This is a genomic window from Verrucomicrobiia bacterium, assembly GCA_019634635.1.
Taxonomy (GTDB): domain Bacteria; phylum Verrucomicrobiota; class Verrucomicrobiia; order Limisphaerales; family UBA9464; genus UBA9464.
The window spans coordinates 83,956-110,308 of record JAHCBB010000014.1; the positions used below are offsets into that span (position 1 = coordinate 83,956).

General features: G+C 66.7%; 15 protein-coding genes. 12 read left to right on the top strand and 3 right to left on the bottom strand.

Annotation, left to right across the window (positions count from 1 at the left end):
- The first annotated feature begins 15 nt into the window (after positions 1 to 15).
- The 12 genes from KF791_11610 (at position 16) to KF791_11665 (ending at position 15,311) form a co-directional block, all read left to right on the top strand.
- Complete coding sequence (locus KF791_11610) at positions 16 to 861, top strand: sigma-70 family RNA polymerase sigma factor (GenBank protein ID MBX3733227.1); 846 nt, start codon at positions 16 to 18, stop codon at positions 859 to 861.
- 142 nt (positions 862 to 1,003) lie between these two features.
- Entirely contained in the window at positions 1,004 to 4,219 is a 3,216-nt protein-coding gene (locus tag KF791_11615) for a protein kinase (protein MBX3733228.1), read from the top strand.
- Between the two features lie 73 nt (positions 4,220 to 4,292).
- Positions 4,293 to 4,916: an NADH-quinone oxidoreductase subunit C gene (locus KF791_11620; protein MBX3733229.1), complete on the top strand. Its 624-nt coding sequence runs from the start codon at positions 4,293 to 4,295 to the stop codon at positions 4,914 to 4,916.
- Positions 4,913 to 6,082 (top strand): NADH-quinone oxidoreductase subunit D, encoded by a 1,170-nt coding sequence (locus tag KF791_11625; GenBank protein ID MBX3733230.1) that lies wholly within the window; start codon positions 4,913 to 4,915, stop codon positions 6,080 to 6,082. Before KF791_11620 ends, KF791_11625 begins: the two co-directional genes overlap by 4 nt.
- A gap of 10 nt (positions 6,083 to 6,092) precedes the next feature.
- Complete coding sequence (locus KF791_11630) at positions 6,093 to 6,674, top strand: 4Fe-4S dicluster domain-containing protein (protein ID MBX3733231.1); 582 nt, start codon at positions 6,093 to 6,095, stop codon at positions 6,672 to 6,674.
- Entirely contained in the window at positions 6,671 to 7,849 is a 1,179-nt protein-coding gene (gene nuoH, locus KF791_11635) for an NADH-quinone oxidoreductase subunit NuoH (protein MBX3733232.1), read from the top strand. Before KF791_11630 ends, nuoH begins: the two co-directional genes overlap by 4 nt.
- Positions 7,842 to 8,378 (top strand): NADH-quinone oxidoreductase subunit J, encoded by a 537-nt coding sequence (locus KF791_11640; protein MBX3733233.1) that lies wholly within the window; start codon positions 7,842 to 7,844, stop codon positions 8,376 to 8,378. The genes nuoH and KF791_11640 overlap by 8 nt, the downstream gene beginning before the upstream one ends.
- A gap of 8 nt (positions 8,379 to 8,386) precedes the next feature.
- Positions 8,387 to 8,698 (top strand): NADH-quinone oxidoreductase subunit NuoK, encoded by a 312-nt coding sequence (gene nuoK / locus KF791_11645; GenBank protein ID MBX3733234.1) that lies wholly within the window; start codon positions 8,387 to 8,389, stop codon positions 8,696 to 8,698.
- Positions 8,699 to 8,709: 11 nt separating this feature from the next.
- Positions 8,710 to 10,752, top strand: a complete 2,043-nt coding sequence (nuoL, locus tag KF791_11650; GenBank protein MBX3733235.1) for an NADH-quinone oxidoreductase subunit L — start codon at positions 8,710 to 8,712, stop codon at positions 10,750 to 10,752.
- Positions 10,749 to 12,311 carry an NADH-quinone oxidoreductase subunit M gene (locus KF791_11655; protein ID MBX3733236.1) on the top strand — a complete coding sequence of 521 codons (1,563 nt, stop codon included), beginning with the start codon at positions 10,749 to 10,751 and terminating at the stop codon, positions 12,309 to 12,311. Before nuoL ends, KF791_11655 begins: the two co-directional genes overlap by 4 nt.
- Before the next feature lie 3 nt (positions 12,312 to 12,314).
- A complete protein-coding gene (locus KF791_11660; protein MBX3733237.1) occupies positions 12,315 to 13,799 on the top strand; it encodes an NADH-quinone oxidoreductase subunit M in 1,485 nt (494 codons plus the stop codon).
- 6 nt (positions 13,800 to 13,805) lie between these two features.
- Positions 13,806 to 15,311 carry an NADH-quinone oxidoreductase subunit N gene (locus KF791_11665; GenBank protein MBX3733238.1) on the top strand — a complete coding sequence of 502 codons (1,506 nt, stop codon included), beginning with the start codon at positions 13,806 to 13,808 and terminating at the stop codon, positions 15,309 to 15,311.
- A 13-nt stretch (positions 15,312 to 15,324) separates the two neighbouring features.
- Here KF791_11665 and KF791_11670 read toward each other — a convergent pair whose 3' ends face one another.
- The 3 genes from KF791_11670 to KF791_11680 all read right to left on the bottom strand — a co-directional run bounded on the left by KF791_11670 (position 15,325) and on the right by KF791_11680 (position 26,295).
- On the bottom strand, positions 15,325 to 16,659 hold the full coding sequence (locus tag KF791_11670; protein MBX3733239.1) for an adenylosuccinate lyase: 1,335 nt from the start codon (positions 16,657 to 16,659) through the stop codon (positions 15,325 to 15,327).
- A 63-nt stretch (positions 16,660 to 16,722) separates the two neighbouring features.
- Positions 16,723 to 17,799: a glycosyltransferase family 9 protein gene (locus KF791_11675; GenBank protein MBX3733240.1), complete on the bottom strand. Its 1,077-nt coding sequence runs from the start codon at positions 17,797 to 17,799 to the stop codon at positions 16,723 to 16,725.
- 75 nt (positions 17,800 to 17,874) lie between these two features.
- Positions 17,875 to 26,295: a tandem-95 repeat protein gene (locus KF791_11680; protein ID MBX3733241.1), complete on the bottom strand. Its 8,421-nt coding sequence runs from the start codon at positions 26,293 to 26,295 to the stop codon at positions 17,875 to 17,877.
- Positions 26,296 to 26,353 lie beyond the last annotated feature (58 nt).

Here is a 26,353-nt window from a genome sequence, read left to right on the forward strand (position 1 = left end):
AGGGGCTGACCGGGTATGAACGAGTTCTCCGTTCCGGTTCGGGAGGTCCCTGATCAGGTGCTGCATCCCCCAAGGGCATCGCGCGCGGAACATGCGGCGCCATCGCCGACCGGCGCCGGTGCCTTTCCCCCCACGGCCTGGTCGGTGGTGCTGGCCGCCTCTGATGGATCCCCTGCAGAAGTTCTCGCCGCCCTGGACCGTCTGGCCCGGTCGTACTGGCGCCCACTTTATCGGTTTGCCCGGCAGCGCGGCCAGTCCCACGAGGATGCGGCGGACTCGGTACAGGGATTCTTTGCCCATCTGTTGAACCGCGATTTTTTACACAACGTTGCCCCGGGCGCCGGACGATTCCGGACGTTCCTGCTCGCCTGCTTCGTGCGCTGGCTTCGGGATCAATGGGTGCGGACCACTGCGCTCAAGCGGGGCGCTGGGATCCCGCTGTTGATCCTGGAGGATGAGACCCACGCGGAATGGGGGTCCCATGGCGATGCTGAGTCACCCGAGGTGTCCTTCGACCGTCACTGGGCCCGCGAATTATTGTCCACGACCCTCCGGAGGCTGTCGGAGTCGTGGGCGGCCCGTCCGGAGTTGTTTGCCGCCCTGAAGGAATCGCTGGTTTCGGGCGGAAGCCCGCCGCAGTCCTACGCCGAGATCGCCGTCCAGATGGGAATGACCGAGGGTGCCGTCAAGAAGGCGGCGTTTGATTTCCGGTGCGATTTCGGCCGCCTGCTCCGGCGCGAGGTGCGGCGCACCGTCGAACGGGACGAGGATGTGGACGGCGAACTGCGCCACCTGGTGAGCTTGTTTCGCGATCCGGACGCCGGCCAGGTCGCCGGAGCCCCGCTGGCCAATGCCCGTTGAAGATCCCGCACAGGCCTCCGGAGACGCGGCCCATCGGAACGCTGCGTGCCCCACGTGCGGTGCGGCACCTGACGTCGGGCAGCACTGCGCCGCGTGCCTCCTCGAACTTGGCGTGGAGCCTTCCGGCAAGGCCGGCAGGTTCATGTCGTCGCTGTCCGCAGCGACGACGGGCTTTTCCGAGGTCCGCCTCGGACTCAGCCAGCTCCCCCGGGACCCACTGCCCCGAAACTTCGGAAGATTCATCCTGACCCGCCCCTTGGGCGCGGGCGCGATGGGCCTGGTGTTCGCAGCCCGCCAGCGGAAACCTGAGCGGGAAGTCGCCCTGAAAATGATCCGGTTCGGGCCGTTGGCGACCGCGGAGGAGACCCTGCGTTTCCACACCGAAGTGTCCGCGGTGGCCCGGTTGACGCATCCGAACATCGTCCCGGTCTTCGAAACGGGCGAGGTGGACGGGCACCCCTATTTCACCATGGAACTGCTTCCGGGCGGTTCACTTGCCGAGCGGATCGCTGGTGAACCGACCGGGGACGCTTCGAGCCGCCGCGGAGAGGTGGCCGCACGCCTGATCGCGACCGTGGCGCGGGCGGTTCATTTCGCCCATCAGCACGGCATTCTGCACCGGGATCTGAAGCCTTCGAACATCCTGCTCGATGCGCACGGCGAGCCCCATCTCTGCGACTTCGGCCTTGCCAAGATCACGACCAGTGTTGGCACCGCAACGCTCACCCGGGCGGGTGCAAGCCTTGGAACACCCGACTACATGGCCCCGGAACAGGCCGCCGGACGCCACGAGGACCTCACGGTTGCCACCGACGTCTGGGCACTTGGCGCCATTCTCTATGAATTGCTCACCGGAAAACGCCCGTTCACCGGGAACTCCATCGCCGCAACGCTCGAACGGGTCCAGCACGAGGATCCCGTGTCCCCGGAGCGCCACAGTCCCGGGCTGGACCGTAACCTTGCCGCCATCTGCCTGAAGTGCCTGCGAAAGCGTCCGGAACAACGCTACGCCAGCGCGGAGGCGCTGGCCGGGGACCTCGAGCGGTGGCTGCGGCAGGAGCCGGTGCTCGCCCGCGCGGCCACTCCCTGGGAGCACGCCGCAGGCTGGATGCGCCGGCAGCCGCGCGTCACCGCGCTGATCGCCACCGTGATGCTGTGCCTGATCTCGGGATTTGCCGGCATCTCCCGGGAATGGCGCCGCGCAGAAATCGCGCGGCGCCTCGCGGAGGATAACGCCTATTTTGGGACGGTCGCCAACGCCCTGGCGGCCCGAAGCAACCTCGATATCGGACACGCCCGGCACCTGCTCGCAAGCATCCCGCCGGACCAGAGGGGCTTCGAATGGCGGCTCCTAAACTGGCTGACCCGGGGCGATGACTTGGCAGCGATCCACTTCACCAACGCCGTCCCGCAAAGCCTGTCCTGGTGGCCTCAGAAGGAACGTTTCGTCGTGTTCACCGACCGGTCGCGCCTTCATCTCTTTGATCCCGTTCGCGGCACGATCCTTCCAAAATCACTCGCCACCCTCGACGGCGACGACCTGGAAGCCCCGTATCCGGCCCGGCACCGAAGGATCCGCATCTCCCCGGATGGCCGGCAGATCCACGGAACCGCCGGCGACACCGTGCTCGTCACCGACGTGCGGTCCGGAGAGCTGCGCGTTTCGTGGGCCGGCCGGTCGCCCACTGCCGCGTGGTTGGATGACCACCGCCTGCTCCTGGGCAGCAGCCGGCCCCATGGCGCGCCCGCGGACCCGGGCACGGCGATCCTTGATCTCGCCACCCTCCTGGCCGGACCGGGCCCCCCATTGAGCGCCGGCCCCGTGGGCGCCTCGCCCCGGCGGCGATGGATCGCCACGACCCATCCGGCGGAGGATCCCTGGGCCTCCGCAGTCCACGTGTGGCCCGCAGAAGATTTCCCGCAGGGGGAACCCAAACTGAGGCTGAAGGGACGCCCTCACCGGTTTCTGGATGCCGGTCAGGTGCAGTTTTCTTCCGATGAACGCTACATCGCCGTAATCTGGGGCACCGAAGCGATCGGGCTCCGGGAGATCACGGTACACGAAATTCCGACCGGACAGAGGGTCTTCTTCCAGCATCTCCGTTTTTCGGTGAATGCGGTGGCGTTTTCTCCAACGGATCCCCTCCTGGCGGTGGCGTCCGACGATGGTGTCCTGAGGACCTTCGACTTCTTGGAACCGGCGCATCCGAACGTTCCGGATCCAAATCTCAATCCCGATCCGGACGTGTCCGTGGCCGCGGCGCCCGCCAGCCTGCTGAGTCTCCCGTCAGGCCTGCTGGTTCGCAGTGCGCAGGACGGACGCGCCGGGTTTTTGCTTGGCCATGAGGCGCGGATTCGGGATGTCGCATTCACGCCGGACGGACGAATGCTCGTCACGGTCAGCGACGACGGCACGCTTCGGATGTGGCCGGTGCGCGCCGCGGTCAGCCGTCAGGCGGTGTCCGGTGTGGAGACCGCCACCTTTGCCTTCAAGGCGGCGGCGTCGTCGAACGGGCGCTGGATCCTCTTCCGCCGCCCGGATCAGCATGGATGGTGGTGGGACACTGCGGAGTCCCGGCTGGTGGACCTCGGCGACGACGAGCAGCCCGTGGCGGTGCTCTCCGACGGCCGCGCGCTCACCTACGCACCCGAGGAGGCCCGATACCGCCTTTGGGATTGCCGGGGGCGGCTGCCGGAGACGCTGTGGCAGATCGAGGATCCGGGACTCAACCTGCGGGGCCGGCTGGGCGGCACCACCCCGGATGGTCGTCACGTCCTCGTGCTGAAATATGGTGAGCTGGTCCGCCTGGACCTTGAGTCCCGATCCATCCGAGAGTCGTGTCCGATTCGGGTCGTGGATGGCAACAGCAGTGTTGCGGACCTCGCCATCGAACCTTCCGGAAAGCGATTCGCCGTCACGTCGGCGGATCCGCACGTGCAAATCCGCCCCGTCAGCGGCCTCGACCCCGTGGAACGGACGCTCAAGGGCCGTCGGGACCAGGACACCGCGGTCGCCTTCCACCCCGACGGCTCAAGGCTGTTCGTGGGGAACGAGGACGGATGGGTTCGCGTGTTCGAGACGATCCACTGGGCTGAACTTTCCGAAGAAGGTTTCCGGGCCCACCGGGGAGCAGTCACGGCGCTGGCAGTCTCGGCCGACGGCACCGTGCTCGCGACCTCTGGAGACCAGAGCCTGAAGCTTTGGAGTGCCGGACCTCCCGGGGCCGCGCCGCGCCGGCAACGGCTGCAGCTTCCGATGGAATGGGCGCGCAACTGGATCCGCTTTGCCGATGACGATCGCCGCCTCATTCACAGCGCCGAGTACCAACCTCTCGAAGTCTGGGAGGCACCGCGCTGATCCGGCGACCCCCTGCAGGAATTCGCGGACCTTAAGCCTTTGCGCGACGACACCCGCTCCATAAACTGCGCGCGTGGAGTGGCTGGAGGAACTCAGAACCCGGCTGGCGCAGGCGGTCGGAGCCCCGATCGCGCTGGTAGCCAACCCCGCGGTTCCCGACCAGTCCTCCCTGGCTGTGGACCCGCTGCATGCCGTGGCGGCGGCGACGTTCCTTCGCGATTCAGCGGACCTCCGTTTTGACTACTGCTCCAACGCCACCGGTGTGGACTGGCCCGATCGAAAAGACACCGTGAAGCGCCTTCGGGTCGTGGATGGCGTCGAGAAGGAGGTCACGGAGACGGTCCACCGCCCCGGATATCTCGAGGCCGTGTATCACCTGTACTCGACGGTCCACCCAAGGGGACCCCTCGTAATCCGCCAGCGGACTTCGGATCGTGCCGCGGGCGCGGTGTTGTCCTCGCTCACCCCCGTCTGGCGGAGCTGTGAATTTCAGGAACGGGAGATCTTCGACCTGTTCGGGATCCGGTTCGAGGGGCATCCGGACCTGCGCCGCATCCTGATGTGGGACGGTTTCCTCGACCATCCGATGCGCAAGGACTACGAGGCGCCCGACGACTACGAATACGAACCCACGCCCCACGGCGATATCGCAGCCCGGGCCCGGCGCCATCAGCCAATTCCGGAGGGGACGTCATGAACGCGCCGGCGGCGTCCGGCGGCTTCGAGCTGCGCTCCCGTTCAGGGGACCTGGAAGGCCAGGATCCCGCCGACCTGCTCGAGGTCTCGCTGGGGCCGCAACATCCGTCCACCCACGGGGTCTTCCGGATGAACGTCACGCTCGACGGCGAGTCGGTGGTCACCCTGAAGCCTGTGTTCGGCTACCTGCACCGGAACCACGAGAAAATCGCCGAGGGAACCAGTTACCTGGCCTCGATGCCGTACACGGACCGTCTGGACTACTTCTGCTCGCTGACGAACAACTGGGCCTATGCGCTCACCGTGGAGCGACTCGCCGGACTGCAGGTGCCGGAGCGGGCCGAGTACCTGCGCGTGATCACGGCAGAGCTCACCCGCCTCCAGAATCACGCGACAGTCTGCGGCTTCCTGCTGCAGGACATGGGGGCGCTCGGCACCCCGCTGATGTATGCGTTCCGTGAGCGTGAGCGGATCCTCGACTTGTTCGAATCGCTCACCGGGGCGCGGATGATGTGCAATTACATGCGGTTTGGCGGATGCCGTTGCGACGCCCCGGCCGGCTGGATGGACCAGGTGCGCCAGGCCGTTGCCGGATTTGACCGGTTCCTCGACGAATTCGAGGCGCTGTTGTCGTCGAACGAGATCCTCCTCGGCCGCACCCAGGGCATCGGTGTGCTGACCCCGGAACTGGCCATTGCCGCGGGGATCTCCGGCCCGATGGCCCGCGCCAGCGGCGTTCCCTGCGACGTCCGCAAGAAGGATCGCTACGGCATCTACGACCGCTTCGAGTTCCGGGTGCCCCTCGGGGATCATGGGGACGTCTTTGACCGCTACATGATCCGGGTGCTGGAGATGCGGGAATCGCTCAAGATCCTGGGACCCGCCCTCCGGGACATACCGGAGGGACCCGTGATGGACCCCAAGGCGCGGCTGCGGGGGTTTCGTCCGAAGCCCGGCGAAGCCTACGGCCGCATCGAGTCCCCCAAGGGGGAACTGGGGTTCTACCTGATCAGCGACGGCAGCGCGAACCCGTACCGGTACCGGATACGCCCGCCCAGCTTCATCAACCTCACGGTGCTGGAGGACCTCTGTCGCGGCCACTCGGTGGCCGACACGGTGGTCATCCTCGGCAGTGTGGACATCGTGCTGGGCGAGGTGGATCGTTAGCGAAATGCGTATGGTCGGAGGCGGCATCATCCGGGGGCTGGCGGTCACGGCCAGGAACTTTGTCGGGAGCTTCACGGACCCGGAGCGCCTCGTCACCGTCGAGTACCCGGAACAGCGCCTGCCCCCGAAGGAGAATGCGCGCCAGTTTCCATTCCTGGTGCATGATGGGGACGATCCGGCAGCCGGGTTGCGCTGCGTCGCCTGCCAGATCTGCGAGAAGGAGTGCCCGCCCCAGTGCATCTTCATCGTCAAGAGCCGGACCAAAAAGCCGGATCATGTCGGCAAACCGCAACTGTATCCCGAGGTTTTCGACATTGACCTGTCGGTGTGCATGAGCTGCCAGATCTGCGTCGAGGTCTGTCCATTTGATGCGATCAAGATGGACCAGGAGTTCGAACTGGCGACCGCCGACCGCTTCCAGGGCCTGCTCCGCCACAAGGATCAACTCTGGCGTCCCAACGCCCACTTCCAGCGGCTGCATCCCACCGACGCCGCGGCCATTGACGCCCAACGGGAGCAGGAGACCGCCAAGGTGCGGGCCGCGGCTGCCCGCACCCCCGCGCCTGCACCGCCGGAGCCGCCGAAGGCATGAACGCGCTGGACCAGATCTTCGTCACGAGCAAACACGCGCTGGTCGGGCTGTTCCCCGGCGAACTGCAGCCTTGGATCTCCGCGGTGGTGTCGGTCGGGGCCATCCTCGCGGTCTTCCCCCTGCTCTTCGCCCTCACCACCGTGGTGGAGCGCAAAACGCTGGCCCGCATGCAAAACCGCCCCGGGCCCAACCGCGTCGGTCCCGCGGGGTTCCTGCAGTTCGCGGCGGATGGCATCAAGTCGCTGACCAAGGAGGACATCGTGCCCCGCGCTGCAGACCGCCTCCTGCACTTTCTGGCGCCGCTGGTGGTGGTCGTCCCGCCGGTGCTGGCCTTTGCCGTACTCCCGGTCGGCCGCAACATGGTGGCGCTCGACCTGCCGGAGACGGGACTCCTGTTCTTCCTCATGGTCGGCACCGCGGTCGAACTCGGGGTCTTCATGGCCGGGTGGTCCAGCCACAACAAATACTCCTTGCTGGGCGCCATGCGGGCCCTGGCCCAACTCCTCAGCTATGAACTCCCGTTGGTGTTGTCCACGGTCACGGTGGTCATGCTCACCGGCTCCCTGTCGTTGGTCTCAATCATTGAGCAGCAGGACCGCGTGGTTGGCGGCTTCCTCACCGGCTGGAATGTGTTCACGCCCTGGGGCGCAGCGGGAGCGCTGTTGTTCTTCATCGCCGCCATTGCCGAGGCCAACCGCTCACCGTTCGATCTGCCCGAGGCCGAATCCGAAATCGTCGCGGGCTATTTCACCGAGTACTCCGGCTTCAAGTTCGCCCTGTTTTTCCTTGGGGAATACCTTGGGCTGTTCGCGATCACAGGCCTCGGCATCACCCTGTTCCTCGGCGGCTGGCTGCCGCTGTTTCCATTCCTCGACTGGGTGCCATCCTGGATGTGGTTCTTCGGGAAGCTGGGCGGTCTGATGCTGGTGTTCATCTGGTTGCGGGGAACCCTGCCCCGGCTGCGCATGGACCAGCTCATGCAGTTCGCCTGGCAGTTCCTTCTGCCCATGAGCCTCATCAACCTCGTCGTCGCCGGAGTGTGGCACTTCACCACACCGTGGCCGGCCGTGCTGCGGTGGGCGCTGGGCATCGCCCTGCTCGCCGGACCTTGGAGCCTCTATGCGCGGGCCTTCGCCACCCGCCACCCCGTGCGGCACTATCGTCACCTTGCCTAGACTTCATATGACCCTCTCCTTTGCCCTGCTCACCGGACTGGTCCTTGGCGCGGCCCTGGCCGCCGTGACGTGCCGCAACCGGGTCCATGCCGGCCTCTGGCTGGCGGTGAGTCTCGTCGGACTGGCGCTGGTGTTTCTCCGGCTCGGCGCGGAGTTCCTCGGGTTCATCCAGATCTTGGTCTACGTCGGGGCCGTCGCCGTCCTGGTGGTGTTTGCCATCCTCCTCACGCGTCGCGTGGAACGGCCCCGGGAACGGATCGCCAATGACCCGGTGTCCGCGGGCCTCATCGCCCTTGCCCTGTTTGCCCTGATCGCCGGGGCGCTGGTGTCCGATCCTGCAGCCCTGCCTCAGGCGCCACACATCCCGCCGCCGGACCTCGCCGTGCGGGCGCTTGGGGACCGGCTGTTCCGGGACTACATCCTGCCGGTTCAGGCGGTCGGGCTTCTGCTCACCGCCGCCCTGATCGGCGCGGCCGTCATCGCGATGCCTCCCCCGCCCCCAAGCGCCACCGCCCACCGCAAACCCTGAGCCGCCACATGTCCCCGCTTGTCCTGCACCTGCTGCTGGCCTCCGCCCTGTTCGCCATCGGTCTTGCCGGCGCGCTGGCGCGGCGCAACGCCATCATGGTCCTGATCGGCATTGAGCTCATGCTCAATGCGGCGAACCTCAACTTCATCACGTTCTGGAGATACGGCCCGAATCCGGAGTCGCTTCAGGGCCCCCTGTTCGCGTTGTTCGCCATCGCAGTGGCCGCCGCCGAGGCGGCCGTGGGTCTGGCGCTGATCATCGCCATCCATCGGCGCTACCGCACGACGGAGGTTGAGGACCTCCACCGCTTGAACGGCTAGACGCCCGGCCCATGGAGTTTGTCGTCCGTCACCTCTGGCTCATCGCCATGCTGCCCCTCGTGGCGGCCGCCATCGGCGCCTGCCTGCCTTGCGGCGCCCGGCGGATCGCGGGCGGATTGGCTGTCGCCTCCATGGCCGCCGCCACCGGGCTCGCGGCAATCGCCTTTGCCGCCACCTTGGGCGGAGACTCCCCGGGCGGTTTCCGCGCGGTCCGGAACCTCCCCTGGTTTGAGGCCGGCAGCCTGACGGTGTCCATCGGCTGGCTGCTCGATCCCCTGGGCGCCTCGATGCTCCTGATGATCACCCTCGTGGGCACCCTGATCGTCCTGTTCAGCACCGGCTATATGGCCGACGACCCCCGGGGGGTCCGTTTCTTCGGGTTCCTGTCCCTGTTCGCCGCCGCGATGCTGGGACTGGTGTTGTCCAACAGCCTCATGCTGCTGTTCATCTGCTGGGAACTCGTGGGGCTGGCGTCGTATTTGTTGATTGGCTTCTGGTTCACCCGCCCCGCCGCGGCCGCCGCAGCCCGCAAGGCGTTTCTCACCACCCGAATCGGCGACCTTGGGTTCCTGATCGGACTCCTCTGGCTCTACGCCGAAACCGGCACGCTGCTGATGTACGATGACGGGGGGGGCTGTCTCGAGCCGGCGGCGCTGTCCGGACTTGCCGGGCGCATCACCGCCAGCGGCATGGCGTTGGGCACCGCCATCGCCCTGCTCCTGTTCTGCGGGGCCATTGGCAAATCGGGTCAGGTACCCCTGCACGTTTGGCTGCCCGACGCGATGGAGGGACCCACGCCCGTCAGCGCCCTCATCCATGCCGCCACCATGGTCGCCGCCGGCGTCTTCCTGATGGCCCGCGTGTATCCGCTGGCGGCACTGGATGCCACCGCCGGGTCTCCGGGAACGACCCTCGTGGTCGTGACCTGGGTGGGGGTGGTGACAGCGCTGTTCGGGGCGCTCACCGCGGTGGCGCAGACGGACATCAAGCGCATCCTCGCCTACTCAACCGTCTCACAACTGGGCTTCATGATGATGGGCCTCGGCGCGGGAGGACCGGCCGTGGGCATGCTCCACCTCCTCACCCACGCCTTCTTCAAGGCCCTGCTCTTCCTCGGGGCCGGATCGGTGATCCACGGATGCCACCACGAGCAGGACATCCGTCGCCTGGGCGGGCTGCGCCGCCTGCAACCGTGGACCTTCGCCACCTACGCCGTCGGCATGATGGCGCTATCCGGAGTGCCCATCCTGTTTTCAGGGTACTGGAGCAAGGACGCCATCCTGCATGCGCTTGCCGGCTGGCCGGTCTCCCGGCTGCCATTCGTCATCGGCCTGTTCGCTGCGGTCGTCACCGCCTTCTACATGACCCGTCAGATGGCGTACGTCTTCTTCGGAGCTCCGAGGTCTGCCGCGGCGGCGGCGGCCCATGAAAGTCCCCGGGTGATGATCCTGCCCCTCGTGGTGCTTGCGGGCGCCACCGTCGCCCTGAGCCTCGTGGTCACCCCGTTTCATCCATGGCTGGAGCACTATCTGGGCGGTGCCCACCTCCAGAGTTCGGAGACCGGATCCGGCAGCCCCTGGGGATTGCTGCTGCTCTCCGCCCTGCTGAGCGCCACCGGCATCGGCCTGGGCGGGTATTGCTATCGCGGGATTCCGGGAAGCCGCGCCGACCACGACCCATTGTCGGTCCGCTATCCCCGCGCCTTCCGCGTCCTGGAGCAGCGATTTTCGGTGGATGAATTTTACGAGGCCACGGTCGTGCGATGGACCCGCGCGGCGGGCTGGCTGGCCGCGACCCTGGACCGTGGCCTTGCAGATTCCATACGCGACCTGGCCGCCTTTGGTGCTGCAGCGGGTGCCTGGCTGACGCGCACCGTGGATCAGGGAGTGATCAACGCGAGCTTCGACGACGGCTGCCACGCGGTGCGTGAGTCCGGGACCGTGTTGTCGCGATGGCACGACGGCCGGGTCCAGCGCTGGCTCCGGGTGGTGATCATGGCAATCGTGCTGCTCCTGCTCGGTCTTTGGATGCTACGGGGGCCTCGTCCGGTATGAACTCCCTGCCCGCCCTCAGCCTGCTCACGGCAACCCCACTGCTCGGGGCGGTCATCCTGTCGCTGCTGCGGACGGCGAACGCCGCGGTGGTGCTGCGGGTCAGCCTCGCCGCCAGCCTGCTGGCCACCGTCCAGGTGGTTGCGCTGCTCGCGAGGTTCGATACGGCCTCGGGAACGCTCCAGTTCATTGAACGTCTCGACTGGATGCCAACCCTCGGCGTCAGCTACTTCGTCGCGCTCGACGGCATCAACCTCCTTCCGGTCCTGATGACCGTGCTGCTGGTGCCCTTCACCCTCGCGGTCACCGGTGTGCCGGCGGACCGACCCCGGCTCTACGGCATCCTGATCCTCCTGCTCGAAGGCGGCCTGCTGGGAAACTTCACCGCGCTGAATTTCATCCACTGGTTCCTGTACTGGGAACTTGGGCTCATTCCGGCGTGGTTTCTCGTCCGGCTCTGGGGCGGCCCGGGCGCCCGACCGGCCTCCGACCAGTTCTTCCTCTTTACGCTTGCCGGAAGCGTCGCGCTGCTGGTGGCGTTCCTCGCGCTGCTCCCGGGAGCCCGTACGCTGGACCTGCCGCAACTCGCCGAACTCGGCCGCTCCGGAAGGCTCATTCCCGCGGCGGCTGCGGGGCTGTCCTGGACCGGACTCGACGCCACTCATTTGGGAACCGTGCTGTTCCTCGCCGCATTCGCAGGACTCGCGGTGAAGGTCCCGCTTGTGCCGTTCCACACCTGGCTTCCCGACACGTATGCCGAGGCGCCCACCGGCGTCACGATGCTGCTGACCGGCGCCCTGTCCAAGATGGGCGTGTACGGATTCCTTCGCGTGCTGGCGCCGGTCTTCCCCGGGGAGCTGCGTGCCCTGCTGGGCCCGCTGCTCGCATTGACCGTGGCGTCCATCGTGCTGCCGGCACTCATGGCCCTGGCGCAACAGGACCTCAAACGGCTGCTGGCGTACTCCTCGGTCAACCACCTCGGGTACTGCCTGCTGGGCCTGTTTGCAGTTCTGGATCCGGCGCCCGCCACCCCGGCCTGGGACCGGGAACGCAGCGCCGCGATGTCCGGGGCCCTGCTGCAACTCTTCAACCACGGCATCAACGCCGCCCTCCTGTTCGGCGTCGTGGCCCTGATCGAGCGGCGATCCGGCGGACGCCGCGGCCTCGACGACTTCGGGGGGCTGCGCGTCCGCGCCCCGGTCCTGTCCGGCATCGCCGGTGTCGCCCTGTTTGCCTCGCTTGGCCTGCCGGGCCTGTCCGGTTTTGTCGGCGAATTCCTCGTGTTCAAAGGAGCCTTCGCCCTCGTCCCGGGTGCGGCCGTCCTGGCGGTGCCCGGACTGTTCCTCACAGCGATGTTTCTGCTGACGCTGTACCAGCGCGTCTTCAACGGTCCCTTGAATCCCGCCTGGGTGGCATTTCCCGACCTGACCCGTCGCGAGGTGCTGGTGCTGGCGCCGGCGGTGCTCCTTCTGGTGCTGCCCGGCGTCCTGCCGCACCTGCTCCTCCGGTGGGTCAACGCCAGCGTCGTCCGCCACATCGCCCAATTGCTTCCCGGCACCTGACCCATGCTCGCCTGGCCCCTATTTCTCAGCTTGCTCGGCGCTGCGGTGCTCCCGCTGATTCCCCGCGGCAACCCGCGGGCCCCGAGGGCCGTGGCGTTGGGCGTCGGGCTGGCGGGACTGGCTGCCGTGGTCGCCTCGGTGCTTCAGAACCCGCCAGGCGCGCATCCGGTGACCCTGATGCGGTGCGACTGGATCCCGGGCTGGGGGGCGCAGTTCCACCTCGCCGCGGACGGCATCAGCGCCACGCTGGTGCTGCTGACCGCGGTGGCCGCCGTGGCCGGCGTGCTGTTTTCCTGGAACGTGGAGGATCGTCCCCGCGAGTTCTTCGCCCTCTACCTCGTCCTGGTTGGGGCGGTTCATGGCGTGTTTCTGAGCTGGGATCTTCTCCTGTTTTTCGTCTTCTACGAGCTGGCCATCATCCCCAAGTACCTCCTGATCGTTTCGTGGGGCTCCACCCGGCGCGAGTACGCCGCCATGAAGCTGGCCCTGTATTCGTTCCTGGGATCTGCCGCCGTCCTCGTCGGCCTGATCACGGTGTTCGCCGCCAGCGGCCAGGGGTCCTTTGATCTTTCGGTCCTGGCCCGCCACCCGGTCTCCGGGACGATTCAGGGTTGGGCATTCCCGGTGTTGTTTACCGGGTTTGCCGTTCTGGCGGGACTCTGGCCGTTCCACACGTGGGCCCCCACCGGCCATGTCGCCGCGCCCACCGCGGCCTCGATGCTGCTCGCCGGGGTGATCATGAAGCTCGGGGCCTACGGATGCCTCCGAATTGCCCTGCCCCTGTTGCCCGAGGGAGCACGCGACTGGCGGATGATTTTCGGCACGCTGGCGGTGATCGGCATCGTGTGGGGTGCCCTCGTCGCCCTGCGACAGCGCGACTTCAAGTTCGTCATCGGCTACTCCAGCGTCAGCCACATGGGTTTCGTGCTGCTTGGGATTGCCGCAGCCACGCCCGACGGCCTCGCCGGCGCGGTGCTCCAGATGGTCTCCCACGGGGTGATCGCCGGGCTCCTGTTCGGCGTCGTCGGCCGGATGGTTTACGACCGCACCCACACCCGTGACCTCGATGAACTCGCCCGCTTCGGACTGGGCCGCACATTGCCCGGGGTCGCCATCGTCTTTGTGATCGCCGGTCTGGCCTCGATGGGGTTGCCCGGGTTCAGCGGGTTCGTTGCCGAAGTCCACGTCCTGCTTGGCACGTGGCCGGTGTCCGGCCGCCTGGTCGCTGTTGCCGGTCTGGGAATCGTCCTGGGCGTCGCCTACACCCTGAGGACCATTCACCTTGCGTTCTTCGCTGGCGACGCAGCAGCGGCGGCGTCCGCACCCCCGCCGCTTCCCACGGTGACCCTGCCCGAAAAGCTGGGGGCATGCCTGCTGGTCGCGGGAACGCTTGGGCTGGGCCTTTTTCCCCGGGGAATTCTCGACTGGATCCAGCCCGTGCTCTCGGGCCCGTTGTTTGAGGGGCTGCGGCGGGCCCTCGGCACCTGAGTTCCCATGGACGGACTTCTCCATCTGGATCTGCTGGTGCAACTGCTGCCCGAGGTCGCCCTCGTGCTCACGGCGCTGACGGTGCTGATCCTCGATGTGCGCGGCGCCCCACATCACCCGCCCGGGGAACGTATGCGCCGGGCGGCATGGGGAAGCGCCGCCGGCCTGGTTCTGGCCATCGCCCTGCTCAGGCTGCACCTCGCCTCGGGGGATGCCCCCGCCGGCACCTTTGTCCTGGAGGGCCCCACCCAGTTCCTGAAGCAGCTCGTTCTGCTGATGACCCTGGCGACGGTCCTGCTCGCGGTGCCGGCCCGGTTCACCACCCACATTGGTGAATTCTTTGCGTTGCTGCTTCTGGCCGCGGTCGGTCTGCTGCTCCTCGCCGGCACGGAAAACCTGCTCATGCTCTTCGTCGCGCTGGAGCTCGTGGCGTTGTCGCTCTACGTGTTGACCGCGCTGAACGAGCGCCTCCCCGAGGCGACCGAGGCCGCGCTGAAATACTTCCTCCTCGGCGGCGTGGCGGCGGCGCTGACCCTGTTCGGCCTCAGCCTCCTGTATGGCCTGACCGGTTCGCTTCAGATCCCGGTGATCGGCGCGCGGCTCGCCACGGGTCCGGCCGGGCCGCTGGCCTGGGCGGCGATCGTCCTCACACTTTCCGGCTTGGGATTCAAGGTGGCCGTCGCGCCGTTCCACTTCTGGACCCCCGACGTGTATCAGGGAGCGCCGACACCGGCGGCCGCATTCATCGCCACAGGCTCCAAGGTGGTCGGATTTCTGCTGTTGCTTCGCGTGGTCCATTCCGGCTTCGGCGAGGCAACCGCCGGCCATGCCGGCGGCTGGCCCTGGCGGCCGGGATGGCTTCCCGTGATCGCCGCGCTTGCGGTCGCCTCAATGCTGGTTGGCAACCTGACGGCGCTCCGGCAGTCGGATCTCCGCCGCCTGCTGGCCTACTCCGCCGTGGCCCAGGCCGGATACGGAGTGCTGGGCCTGCTGGATCCCGCCCCGGAGTCCCGTGGCGCCGTTCTCTATTTCGCCGTCACCTATGCGATCGCTGTTCTCGGTGCCTTCGGCGTCATCGGAGTCCTGGAGTCGGCCGGCGAGGCCCCGACGCTCGGCGGGGTTTCCGGACTCATGCGCCGCTCCCCGTTGCTGGCCGCCTGCCTTGGCGTGTTTCTGTTGTCCCTTGCCGGCATCCCGCCACTGTCCGGATTTTTCGGGAAGTTCTTCGTGTTTGTCGCCGCCGTGTCCCGGGGATCCGCCATGGACCGGATCTGGATTGTGGGCGTGGCGGTCGCCACGAGCGCCATCGCCCTCTACTACTACCTTCAGGTCCTGAAACATGCGTGGGTCCTGCCCGGCGCGACCCCGCCGACCTCGTTGCGCGTCCCCACTGCCAGCGCGATCACCCTGATCGTCCTCGCGCTCCTCACCGTCCTTCTCGGCGTCGCCCCGGGGCTCCTGCTGGGCCCCCTCGGGGCCTCGTTGGATTCGGGCGCGGCCTCCCCACCCTGACCGGTCGGCGAGTTTACAGTCCGAGCAGGCGAAACCGGTGGTCCACCTCGCGGAAGTGGAACTCCAGGGAACACAAGGCCTCCAACTCCCCGGGGGCAAATTGCGCCGCCACCTCAGGATCCGACTTCAGGACCTCCAGGAAGTCCGCATCCTCCCGGCCATTGTGGCGGACCTCCCAGGTCTTCATCGCGTTGCGCTGGACCAGCTCGTAGGCCCGTTCGCGCGTCAGCCCCTTGCGAATCAGCGCCAGCAGCACCGTCTGGCTGTGCCACATCCCCAGGCTGAGCCCCAGGTTTCTCCGCATGTTCTCCGGATACACCTTCAAGCCATCCACAAGCCGAACCAGGAGCCCGAGCATGTAGTCCAGCAGCAGGCATCCATCGGGGAAGATGATCCGCTCGACCGAACTGTGGCTGATGTCGCGCTCGTGCCACAGCGCCACATTCTCCATCGAGGCCACCGCATGGCCGCGCAGCACCCGGGCCAGTCCGGTCAGGCGCTCCCAGGTGATGGGGTTGCGCTTGTGCGGCATGGCGCTGCTGCCTTTCTGGCCCGGTGTGAACGGTTCCTCGGCCTCGAGGACCTCGGTCCGCTGCAGATGCCGGAATTCCACCGCCCAGTGCTCGATGCCCGCCCCGACCAGCGCAAGGGTGTTCATGAACTCCGCGTGGAGATCCCGTTGCACCACCTGTGTGGCAATCCGTGCCGGACGCAGCCCCAACCGCGCGCAGACGGCTTCCTCGACGGCGGGCGACAGGTGGGCATGCGTGCCCACGGCCCCCGACAGCTTGCCAACAGCCACCGTCTCGCGGGCCCGGAGCAACCGCTCGCGGGCACGGACAAACTCCTCATGCATCAGGGCTAGCTTGAGCCCGAAAGTGGTGGGCTCGCCGTGAATGCCGTGGCTCCGCCCGATGCAGGGCGTCCGCTGGTGCTCCCGTGCGCGCCGGGCGATCACCGGCAGCAGCTGTTCCACATCCCGCACCAGAAGGTCGGCGCTCTGGACCATCTGGACCGCGAACGCGGTATCCACGATGTCGCTGCTGGTCAGACCGAAGTGCAGCCAGCGCGATGCCGGCCCCTGGATTTGCTCCGCCACCGCGGTGGTGAAGCCGATCACGTCATGATTCAGGGTCTTCTCCAGCTCCCGGGCGCGATCCACCAGGCCTTTCAGATCCGCGTGACACCGTTCGGCGCCCGCCTGCATGGCCACAAAATCCTCCCGGGGTACCACGCCCTCCGCCACCAGGGACTCACTGGCCAGCATCTCAATCTGCAGCCAGATCCTGAGCCGGTTCTCGTCCGTCCAGATCGCCCGCATCTCGGGCCGGGTGTAACGCGGAATCATGCGGCGGCATCAAACCGGTCGGACCGCTGCCGGGGGAAGAAAATTGAACGGATCCCGGATCGCTTACAGCCCTCCGAGCACCGGACGGATCGCCCCGGCCACCGCCTCCACGGTCACCGCCTCCATCTGCCGGCGGATGGCATCCGGAGTCCCCGCGATCGGCCGCCCGTCGTACCGGTAGAATTCCAGATGGCGTCCGGCCACCGCCGGATTCGGGATGCGCACCCAGTCCTCCCGCAGCGGCAAAATGCAGGGGTTGAGGGTGGGGGTCTCAATGACGAACTGGTGCGACACCTCCATCGCGGCCGCCAGATGCATGAAGGCGGTGTCCACACTCAGAAATGCGTGCGCCCCGCCCACCAGGGCCGCGGCGTGCCGGATCGTCGGGCAGTCCGCAAACACGACCCGGCCGCCGCGCAATCGTCCGAACAGTTCCGCCTGGGCGACGCGGTCCTCAGGCCCGCCAAAAAACACCACCGGGAGTTCCGGGTGCTCGTGCTGCAACTGCGCCACCAGCGCCGCATACCGCTCCAGCGGCCAGCGGCGCAGGGCCAGGTTCTTGGTGCCGCCGGAGCCCGCGTGAATTCCCAGCCAGCGCTGCGCCATCAACCCGTGGTGACGGGCAAATTCCGAGGCCCAGGTGGTCTCCGCCGTCGTCAAGAACAGCTCGTAGGCGGGCCGCGGAAGCCGTCGCTCCACCCCGATCAGGCCCAGGAGCCGGGCATTGTTCTCCGCCGCGGACACCGAGTAGTCCTGCGGAAGGCTGTCGGTGACCAGATGGCGATCCAGCCACCCCGCATTCTCGTACGAATGGCTCAACCGCCGTTCCGCCCCGATGATGCGGGCGATGAACCGGTAGGCATGGCGCCCCTGCGGGTGCGGATTCACCGACAGGTCATAGCGCCGGCGGCGCAGCCCCAGGGCCAACCGCAGCGAGGCCCAACGCGAGGCCTTCAGGAACTGGTGCTGATGGACGGCGTCGAGATGCGGATTGCCCTCCAGCAGCGACGCCGCTCCGGGCCACATCACCAGGGCCTCCAACCGGGCCCCGGGGGCGTGCAGGCGCAACTCGTGAATCAACGGCGTTGCCAGCAGCGTGTCCCCAATGCCTGCCAGCGCGATGACCAGGATGCGTTGCACGCCCCTCATCCTCGCGATGGAATCCCGGGAAGTCCATGCGCGGACGGCGGCTCCATCCGCAACCGGAAGCCAATTTCATTTGCCCTGGTGGATCACGATGCTTCCAGCCCCGAGGATCTGGGGACTGGCATTGTTGAGATCGTCGGCCGCACCGAACACGTTGTCGTAAACCACGAGGCCACTGGCCCGATCCCAGATCTTCAGCCGGAACCGGTCAATGCCACCGCCGCCACTGACCTGTCCGTCGGTCGCAGTCAGCAGGAATCCGTAATCCCCCCCGTTGTTGACCTTGCCGACACCCTTGTATTGAGCGCGTGCCCCCGACACCACCAGCCAATCGTAGGCGGTGCTGTGGAACCGGAATTCCGCCGCCTGAAACTGGAACTGGGTGTCACCCGTCGGCACCTGCCTGCCCTTCTGATACCTCGAGTTGAATCCAAAGGTGGCACGGCCGGCCAGTGTCGCGTCGAACACGTAGGCGCCCGGCGGTGAGTGGATCCAGCCACCGCCCGTCACGAACCCGCCGTTCGGATCGTAGATGACCACGTACTCGAAGTTGCCTTCGCGCTCGTCGCCCTCGGCATCCACCACTCGGACGATCACCGGATACACCCCGGGCCCGCCATAGAGATGCGCGGCTGACGCCATCCCCGCCCCACCCGACACCGTCGGGATCACCGCGTTGGCGGTGCCGTCGCTCCATTCGAAGTGCACCTGCACCTCGTCTGGATCGCCCAGCACCGCAAACGCCACCGACACCTCGATCGGCTGGCCCAAAGCCACCGGACCTTCAGGCCCGTAAACTGCCTGCAACTGCGGCTGGCTCTCGAACATCCCGAACACCGTCCCTCCCAGTTCCAGGATCGTCGGCGTGCTGGTCAGGTCGAAGATCACCGTGAACCGGCCGCCCGAGATCGTCCCGTCCAGGTTGTCCGTGGTGTCCTTGGCGGGCGGCAACCTACCGCTGCTGAGCACCGGAATCCAGTTGGTCCCGTTGAAGTACCGCAGCTTCACCCGGTTCTCCATCCCGCCCCTGACCGTGGACGGGTAGTAGAAGGAGACCGTGGCGGAGACATTCGCGAGCGTCGCGGGATCCCCCACGACCTGCACGTCCACAAATGACCCGTTGTCCACTTGGAACACGGTCTCCCCCACGGGCCGCCCGCCATAGCTGGCGGCCAGCACCGTCACCGGTTGGTCCCCGGCGTTCTCCACCGTCACGGTGGCCCCGGGTTCCCCCGCCGTCGTCGGTGCCGTGCTCACGGTCGTGGTCCCGCCCGGTTGCGACACCGTGGCGTCCACCGTACCGACGCTCTGGACCACGATGCTGAACCCGAGGGGGTCGGAGACCTGGCCATCGCCATTGACCACTTGGACCGCGGCCACGAAGATGTCCACGCCGGTCTGAAGATCGGAGGCCGGGATGGCGGCCCGCAGCTCGTTCGGCCCAAGCCAGGTGGTCGGACGCGGTGCCCCGTTCCAGTACACGCTCGCGCCTTCGAGGAAGCACCCGCCCGTCACCGTGAGCTCGAACGCCGGCCCGTTGGCGTAGGCGGCCGCGGGCGTCAGGGGGGCCAGGATCGGCGCTGAAGGCAGAACCTGGATCATCAGGGTGTCACTCGACGCGACGACGCTGCCGGCAACATCGGTGAAGACGGTGAGCCGGGCCTGGTAAGTGCCGATCGCGAGTGCCCAGGAGACGGCGGCTTCCCCGGCCACGGTATCCAGCAGTTCTCCGTCCTCGAACAGTTCCCAAGCAAAGCGGATCGGGTCGCCGTCCGGATCCGACGAGGCGCTGCCGTCCACGGTCACCGTCGCCACGCAGTGGTGTCCGGCGAAAACGCATTGGTCGTCACCAGCCAGGGCCACCGGCGGATGGTCGGAGACGACCACGTGCACGGTCCGAGTTGCCGTGGCATGCTGGCCGACGGCGTCCGTGACCACGTAGGTCCGAGTATAGGTTCCAGCCACGGAAGTGTTGACTGCACCGCTGGCGAACACCACCAGCGGACTGCCGCAGGTGTCGAACGCCACCGCGCCGGGGTCGTCGTAAGGTGTACCCTGCTCGTGGGTCACGGCCGCCGGCCCGTGGAGGGTGATGGTCGGAGCCGCGGGGCCGGTTTCAAGCCGGGCGATCAGCTTCCGCTGGACGCTGTTGACCGAGGAAAAGTCACCGCCGATGAGCAGCTTGCCATCCGGTTGCAAGGCTACCGTGCGAACCTGGTTGTCGGGACCATTCAGTGGATCAAAACTGGCCTCCACGCTGCCGTCGGTGAGGAGCCGCGCCACCCGCATGCGGTTCACGCCATGGACGGTCCCCATGTTGCCGCCGATCAGCAGCCGGCCGTCAGTCTGGATTGCGATGGCGAACACCGGACCCGCCACGTTGGGACTGAAGCCGGTGTCCACGCTGCCATCGTCGTTCAGCCGGGCCAGGCGGTTCCGGCTCACTCCGTTGATTGAAGTGAAGACGCCGCCCACCAGCACCTTGCCATCCGGCTGCAAGGCCAAGGCATGAACATCCTGGTTGGCGCCGGTACCCACGTCGAAGCCGGAGTCCAGGGCTCCACCGGGTTCCAAGCGGGCAATCCGGCTCCGGCTGATTCCGTCCACCGTGGTGAACGCGCCTGTGATCAGGATCTTCCCGTCGGCCCGCACCGCCACTCGGAACACGTAGTTGTCTCCGACACCCGCTCCCGGATTGAAGGACGTGTCCACGCTGCCGTCGCTGTTGAGGCGGGCGATCCGATTCCGGCCCACGCCATTGACCGAGGTGAACCAGCCGCCGACAAGTACCTTGCCATCCGGCTGCAAGGCCACGGACATGACCCGGCTGTTGGCACCCGTCCCCGGATGAAAGGCAGCATCCACGCTGCCGTCTGGATTCAACCGTGCAATGCCCCGTCGGTTCACGCCGTTGATCGCTGTGAAGTCTCCGACCACCATCACCTTGCCGTCGGGTTGGAGGGCAACGGCATCAATGCCGCCCCCGCTGGCTCCAGTGCCGGGGAAAAAACGCAGGTCCAGACTCCCGTCGGCGTTGAGCCGGGCGATTTCGTTACGGGCGACCCCGTTGATCGAGGTAAACCACCCGCAGACGACCGCCTTCCCGTCGGGCTGGACGACGATCATCCGCAGTTGATGACCGGACGTGCCCATGCTGGCGTCAAACGAAAGGTCCAACTGGCCCGGCGGCGCCCCCGGATGGAGCCGCACACCGATCGTGGTGGCGGCCGAAGCCGGATTCCAGTTGCCCAGATCGGCTGGCGTGAACGTGACCGACAGCAACTGGGCTTCGCCCAGCGGCAGGGAGGTGCCGGCGGGCGGATCGTAGGTGAGCGTGCCCGGGGCGTTCACGGTCGCGTTGAGCTGTGCCGCGCCAAGAACCGTCTGACAGTTGATGTCCGCCGGCGTCGCCCATGTTATCACCGGCGTGCCCTTGCCGGCGGTGAAGCTCACCTGGACGGACTCCGCCGCCAGATGGTTCGCATCCCCGGCCTGGTACGCCGTCAGCAGCGTGGTGCCCGCGCCCGTGATGGTCAGCGTGGTGCCACTGACCGTGGCCACCGACGCCACCGAACTGGTCAAGGTCACCGGCAGCCCCGAGCTGGCGCTCACGGGAACCTCGAGGGGCGCGTCGCCATACACGCTCAGGGGCAGGGCCCCGAACGTGATGACTTGCGGCGCCCGCGCCACGGACAGCACGAAGGTCCCGTCCGCTGACAGCGCCGGTTCGCCGTTGTCCGTCGCCGTCACGGTGACCGTGTACTGGCCGGTCGCGGTGGGCACACCGCCGAAGGTGCGGCTGGCAGGGTCGAACCCGATCCCCGGGGGCAGGCCATCGGCAGAGTAAGTCAGCGTCTGGCCGATGTCGGGATCAGTGAAAGCTGCTGCCGCGAGCATGGCCGAGAATTCCGCGCCATGGGTCGCCGTCAGGTCCGGCAGCGGCCCGGCCAGCATCGGCGCCTCGTTGACGTCCAGGACGTCCACGGACCAGACCGCCTCCACGAACAGCCCGCTGACATCGGTGGCGCGCACCCGGATGCTGTATCGGTTCTGCGCCTCGTAGTCGCACACCGCCGCCGTCCGCAGCTCGTTGCCGACGATGCTGAACAGCCCGTTGTCGGTGTCCCCCTCGCCGGCCACCAATGCAAAGGTGTGACTGTCCCCCAGATCCGGATCGTCGGCGGTGAACAGTCCCACCACCGTGCCGACGGGTTGGTTTTCGGGAACCGCCTGGTGGCTCAACAGAATGACGGTGGGAGCGTGGTTTGCCGGAGCTACACTGAAGGCATAGACCGTGCCCGAATCCGCGCTGCCCCCTTGATAGGAGGTGGCGTAAAAGCGGCCGTCCCTGCCCAGGGTGAACCTCCCCCACGGATACCGAGGTTCGGTCGCAGCGAGGCCAAGGTATCGCAGGGTTTCAAAACCCTCCCCATCCTTGCGCAAACGGAACAGGGTTCCATACCGCACCAGCGTGCCGACGCCGTATTCCCCCGCGCCCGAGGTGCTGCCGTAGAGGAAACCGTCCGGCCCCTCCATCACCGAATCCATGTATTCACCATCCACGGGTGGGTTGAGGTGCTTGAGCACGGCAAAGCCGGTGCCGTCGGCCGCGATCCGGTAGATCGTCCCACCCCCGTAAGTTCCGCCCGCCTCAGTCGTCCCGTACAGCAGGCCGTCACTGGCCCCGAGCAGCCGGCTGGAGGGATGGGCGCCATCGGATGCGCCGTCCAGGTGTCTGAGGACTTGGAACTGGCCGTCGTCCCGGCTGAGCCGGAAAATCGTGCCTTGCCCATGGGCGCCACCCAGGGGCGCGGTGCCATAGAGCCACCCATCCCACCCATCGGTCAACCCACCGAACTGGCCAGATCCGTCCGTGTCCGGCTTCAAGTGGCGCAGGACCCCAAATCCGGTGCCGTCATGGTTCATCCTCCACACGGTGCCCCCCCCGTGGCTGCCGCCACCATAGGTCGTTCCATACAGGATGCCATCGCTCCCCTCGAGGACCCTGGAGAAAGGTGTTCCTCCCTCCGTCGAACCATCGAAGCTCTTCAGCACGACGTAATCGGTCCCGTCGCGTTTCAACCGGAAGACGGTGCCCATCCCGGCCGTGCCCCCGTTCCCGGTGGTGCCATACAAGAGGCCATCGCTGCCTTCGATCACAGGACCGAAGGGGTTGGCCCCATCGGGCGAATCGGCCAGGCTGCGCAGGATCTGGAAATCCGTACCATCCGCATTCAGGCTAAACACCATGCCTTGGTTGCTTTCGCCACCAGAGATGACGGTGCCATAGAGCCGGTGGTCCGAGGCTTCGATCACCCCGCTGTTCGGATACGCCCCGCCACCCCAGTATTTGAATACCCACTGAAGCTGAAACTCGCTGCCGTCCCGGTTCAGACGATAGAGCGTTCCGTTGTTGGAACTTCCACCATTGGACGTCAGTCCGTAGAGGACGCCGTCGCTGCCTTCAATGACCCCGCCCGCCGGAGAACTGCCGTCCGGAGCCGGACCAAACGCTTTCAGGAGCTCAAACCCGCCCGCCGGGTGGATTCGGAAGGCGGTTCCGTAACTGTCAGGACCGCTCGATCGGGTGGTGCCGTAGAGCCAGCCGTCCGTTCCCTGCTGCAGCCCCTGAACTCCTCGGCCATCCGTGGCCGACACAAAGTGGTGCAACACCGCAAACCCCGAGCCGTCCCTGTTCATCCGCCAGACGGTGCCGTCCCCCTGTGTTCCTCCCAGAAAGCCGCTGCCGTAGAGCCTGCCGTCAGCGCCTTCGACGACCGCGTCGTATAGGTAGGATCCCTCCGCGGAAGCGAACGGCTTCACCACCGCAAAGCCACTCCCGTCCTTGGTCAACCGGAACACCTTGCCTTCGGGGGATGCCATGCTCTCGCGGATCGTGCCGTAAAGGACACCGTCCGATCCCTCGATCAACGCTGCCGACGGGGCACGCCCCTCGAACCCTCGGAGATGATGGAGCACGGCAAAGCCGGTGCCGTTGCGATGGAGCCGGAAGACCGTCCCGTTCCCCAGGACGCCCCCTGCCGAGGCGGTGCCGTAGAGGACGCCGTCGCTCCCTTCGAGCAGGGCACCCAACATGCGGGATCCATCCACGGGGGGATTCAGATGCCGCAGGACCAGGAACCCGCTGCCATCCGGTTGCACCCGGAAGATCGTGCCCGCGTCGTGGAAGCCTCCTTCCGAGGTGGTCCCGTACAGGGCACCATCGCTGCCTTCGATCAATCCGGCATACGGCAACCCGCCGTCACTCACCGCCTCGAGATCCCGCAACACGACAAACCCGCCGCCGTCCGGATGGACCCGATAGATCGTGCCGCCGTTGTGCCTACCTCCCCGGTGGGAGGTCCCGTAGAGCGCACCGTCACTCCCTTCCACCACCCGCCCCATCGGCATGATGGCCGATGTGGATGGCTCCCCAAAGACATGGAGCACCGTGAGGTCGGCCGCCGGTTCGCCGGCCGGCAACACGGTAATCGCCACCGTGGCCGGGTTGGAGTCCGCCTGACCATCGCTGGCCTGGAAGCTGAAGCTGTCAAATCCCCGGAAACCGTCCCCCGGCGTGTAGGTGAGCGCCGGGGCCACCCCCGACAACGTCCCGTGCTCCGGTCCGCTCAGCACGGTGAAATTGAGCGCGTCCCCATCCGGATCCGCGACTTCCAGCAGGATCGCCACCGGCATGTCTTCGGTCGTCGTCACCGACCCTCCAAACGCCACCGGCGCATCATTCACCGGCTGCACGACAATGGTCACCGTCGCCAGCGCGGATTCGAGCGTCCCATCGCTCACCCGGAAGGTGAAGCTGTCCGCGCCGTGATAGTGCAGCTCCGGCGTGTAGGTCAGATGCGGGGCACCGCCGGTCAGGACGCCATGCTGCGGACCACTGACGACCAGGTAGGTCAACGAATCCCCATCCACATCGCTACCTGTCAGCGTGATCGCCACCACGGTGTCCTCCGGCGTCGTCACCGACTGGGCAAAAGCCACGGGCGCATCGTTCACCGGCATCACGGTGATCGAGACGGTCGCCGGCTCGGACAGGAACTCCCCATCGTTGGCGACAAACGCGAAACTGTCGGGTCCGTGGTAGTTCGGGTTCGGGGTGTAGATGAAGTCCCCGTACCCCTCCACCACCACGCCATGGCTGGGACCGGAGATCACGTGGAACAGGAGGACATTCAGGTCCGGATCCTCGCCGGTGAGCGTGATGGCCACCGGGGCATCTTCGGCCGTGGTCACCGACTGGGCGTAGGCCACCGGCGCCTCGTTGACGTCCAGGATGTCGATCGGGATCCAGTCCTCGAGGAACAGCCCGCCGGAATCCGTGGCGCGGACCCGCACGGTATAGGTGTTGAAGCTGCCCTCCCGCGACGCCTCGTAGTCGAACACCACCGCCGTCCGCAACTCGTTCGCCACGATGCTGAACAGCGCGTTGTCCGTGTCCCCCTCCCCCGCCACCAACTCGAAGACGTGGGTATCGTCCGCATCCGGATCCTCGGCGGTGAGCAGGCCCACCAGCGTGCCAACGGGTTCGTTCTCAGGGACGGTTTGGTTGCTCAAATTGATTAACTCCGGAGCCGAGTTCGGCGGCGGGAGAGGGCCGGTCTCGATCTGCGCCACGCCGGGTCGCTGCACACTATCGAACGTCGTGAAATCCCCACCAACAAACAAACCTCCGGACCCGTGAAGGGAGATGGACCGTACCAGCTGATCGGCCCCCTTCCCTGGAGCAAAGCTGGTGTCCAGAATGCCATTCGGATTCAGGCGTGCGATCCGGGGGCGACTCATGCCACCCACCGTCGTGAACTCACCACCAATCAGCACTTTGCCGTCGGTTTGAAGCGCCATGGACATGATATAGGGAGGCCAAGAACTCGATATCCCAGAGGGCACAAAGCCCGTATCCACCGCACCATTGGCTTCGAGCCGAACGAGGCCGGGCCGGGACAACCCATTGAAAGACTGGAATGAGCCTGAAACCATCACCCTGCCGTTGGGCTGCACTATAAGGGCCATAATGGAGCTCGACGCCCCCGTCCCGGGATCGAATGTCTGATCCAGACTTCCATCCGCGTTCAAACGTGCGATCCGATTCCTTGCAATTCCATTGAAGCTGGTGAATCCCCCGGCCACGAGAATCTTCCCATCCAACTGAACACCAATAGTGAGCACGCCCGCTCCGGCCCCGGAACCGGGATCAAAACCCATGTCGAGACTGCCGTCAGGATGCAGGCGGGCGACTTGGTTCCGCGGTGTGCCATCAAATGAGGTGAACACCCCCCCAATGAGGATCTTGCCGTCCGGTTGCAGGCCAACGGCGAGCACGCCCGGCGCCCCGGCGCCCGGATCAAAGGCTGCATCGATGCTCCCATCCACGTTCAATCGTGCCACGCCTCGTCGCGTGATGCCATTGACAGAGGTGAATACACCCCCAGCCAGAATCTTCCCATCGGGTTGTTGAGCCAACGCATACACATCCGAATCGGGACCTGACCCTGATTGGAATCCCAGATCCACAGACCCGTTTTCGTTC

Bases quoted from the DNA above. Each gene is read 5' to 3' on its own strand.
- nuoL (MBX3733235.1), top strand. From the start codon at position 8,710: ATGGAGTTTGTCGTCCGTCACCTCTGGCTCATCGCCATGCTGCCCCTC.
- KF791_11615 (MBX3733228.1), top strand. From the start codon at position 1,004: ATGTCGTCGCTGTCCGCAGCGACGACGGGCTTTTCCGAGGTCCGCCTC.
- KF791_11630 (MBX3733231.1), top strand. From the start codon at position 6,093: ATGGTCGGAGGCGGCATCATCCGGGGGCTGGCGGTCACGGCCAGGAAC.
- nuoH (MBX3733232.1), top strand. From the start codon at position 6,671: ATGAACGCGCTGGACCAGATCTTCGTCACGAGCAAACACGCGCTGGTC.
- KF791_11655 (MBX3733236.1), top strand. From the start codon at position 10,749: ATGAACTCCCTGCCCGCCCTCAGCCTGCTCACGGCAACCCCACTGCTC.
- KF791_11670 (MBX3733239.1), bottom strand. From the start codon at position 16,659: ATGATTCCGCGTTACACCCGGCCCGAGATGCGGGCGATCTGGACGGAC.
- KF791_11660 (MBX3733237.1), top strand. From the start codon at position 12,315: ATGCTCGCCTGGCCCCTATTTCTCAGCTTGCTCGGCGCTGCGGTGCTC.
- nuoK (MBX3733234.1), top strand. From the start codon at position 8,387: ATGTCCCCGCTTGTCCTGCACCTGCTGCTGGCCTCCGCCCTGTTCGCC.
- KF791_11665 (MBX3733238.1), top strand. From the start codon at position 13,806: ATGGACGGACTTCTCCATCTGGATCTGCTGGTGCAACTGCTGCCCGAG.
- KF791_11625 (MBX3733230.1), top strand. From the start codon at position 4,913: ATGAACGCGCCGGCGGCGTCCGGCGGCTTCGAGCTGCGCTCCCGTTCA.
- KF791_11610 (MBX3733227.1), top strand. From the start codon at position 16: ATGAACGAGTTCTCCGTTCCGGTTCGGGAGGTCCCTGATCAGGTGCTG.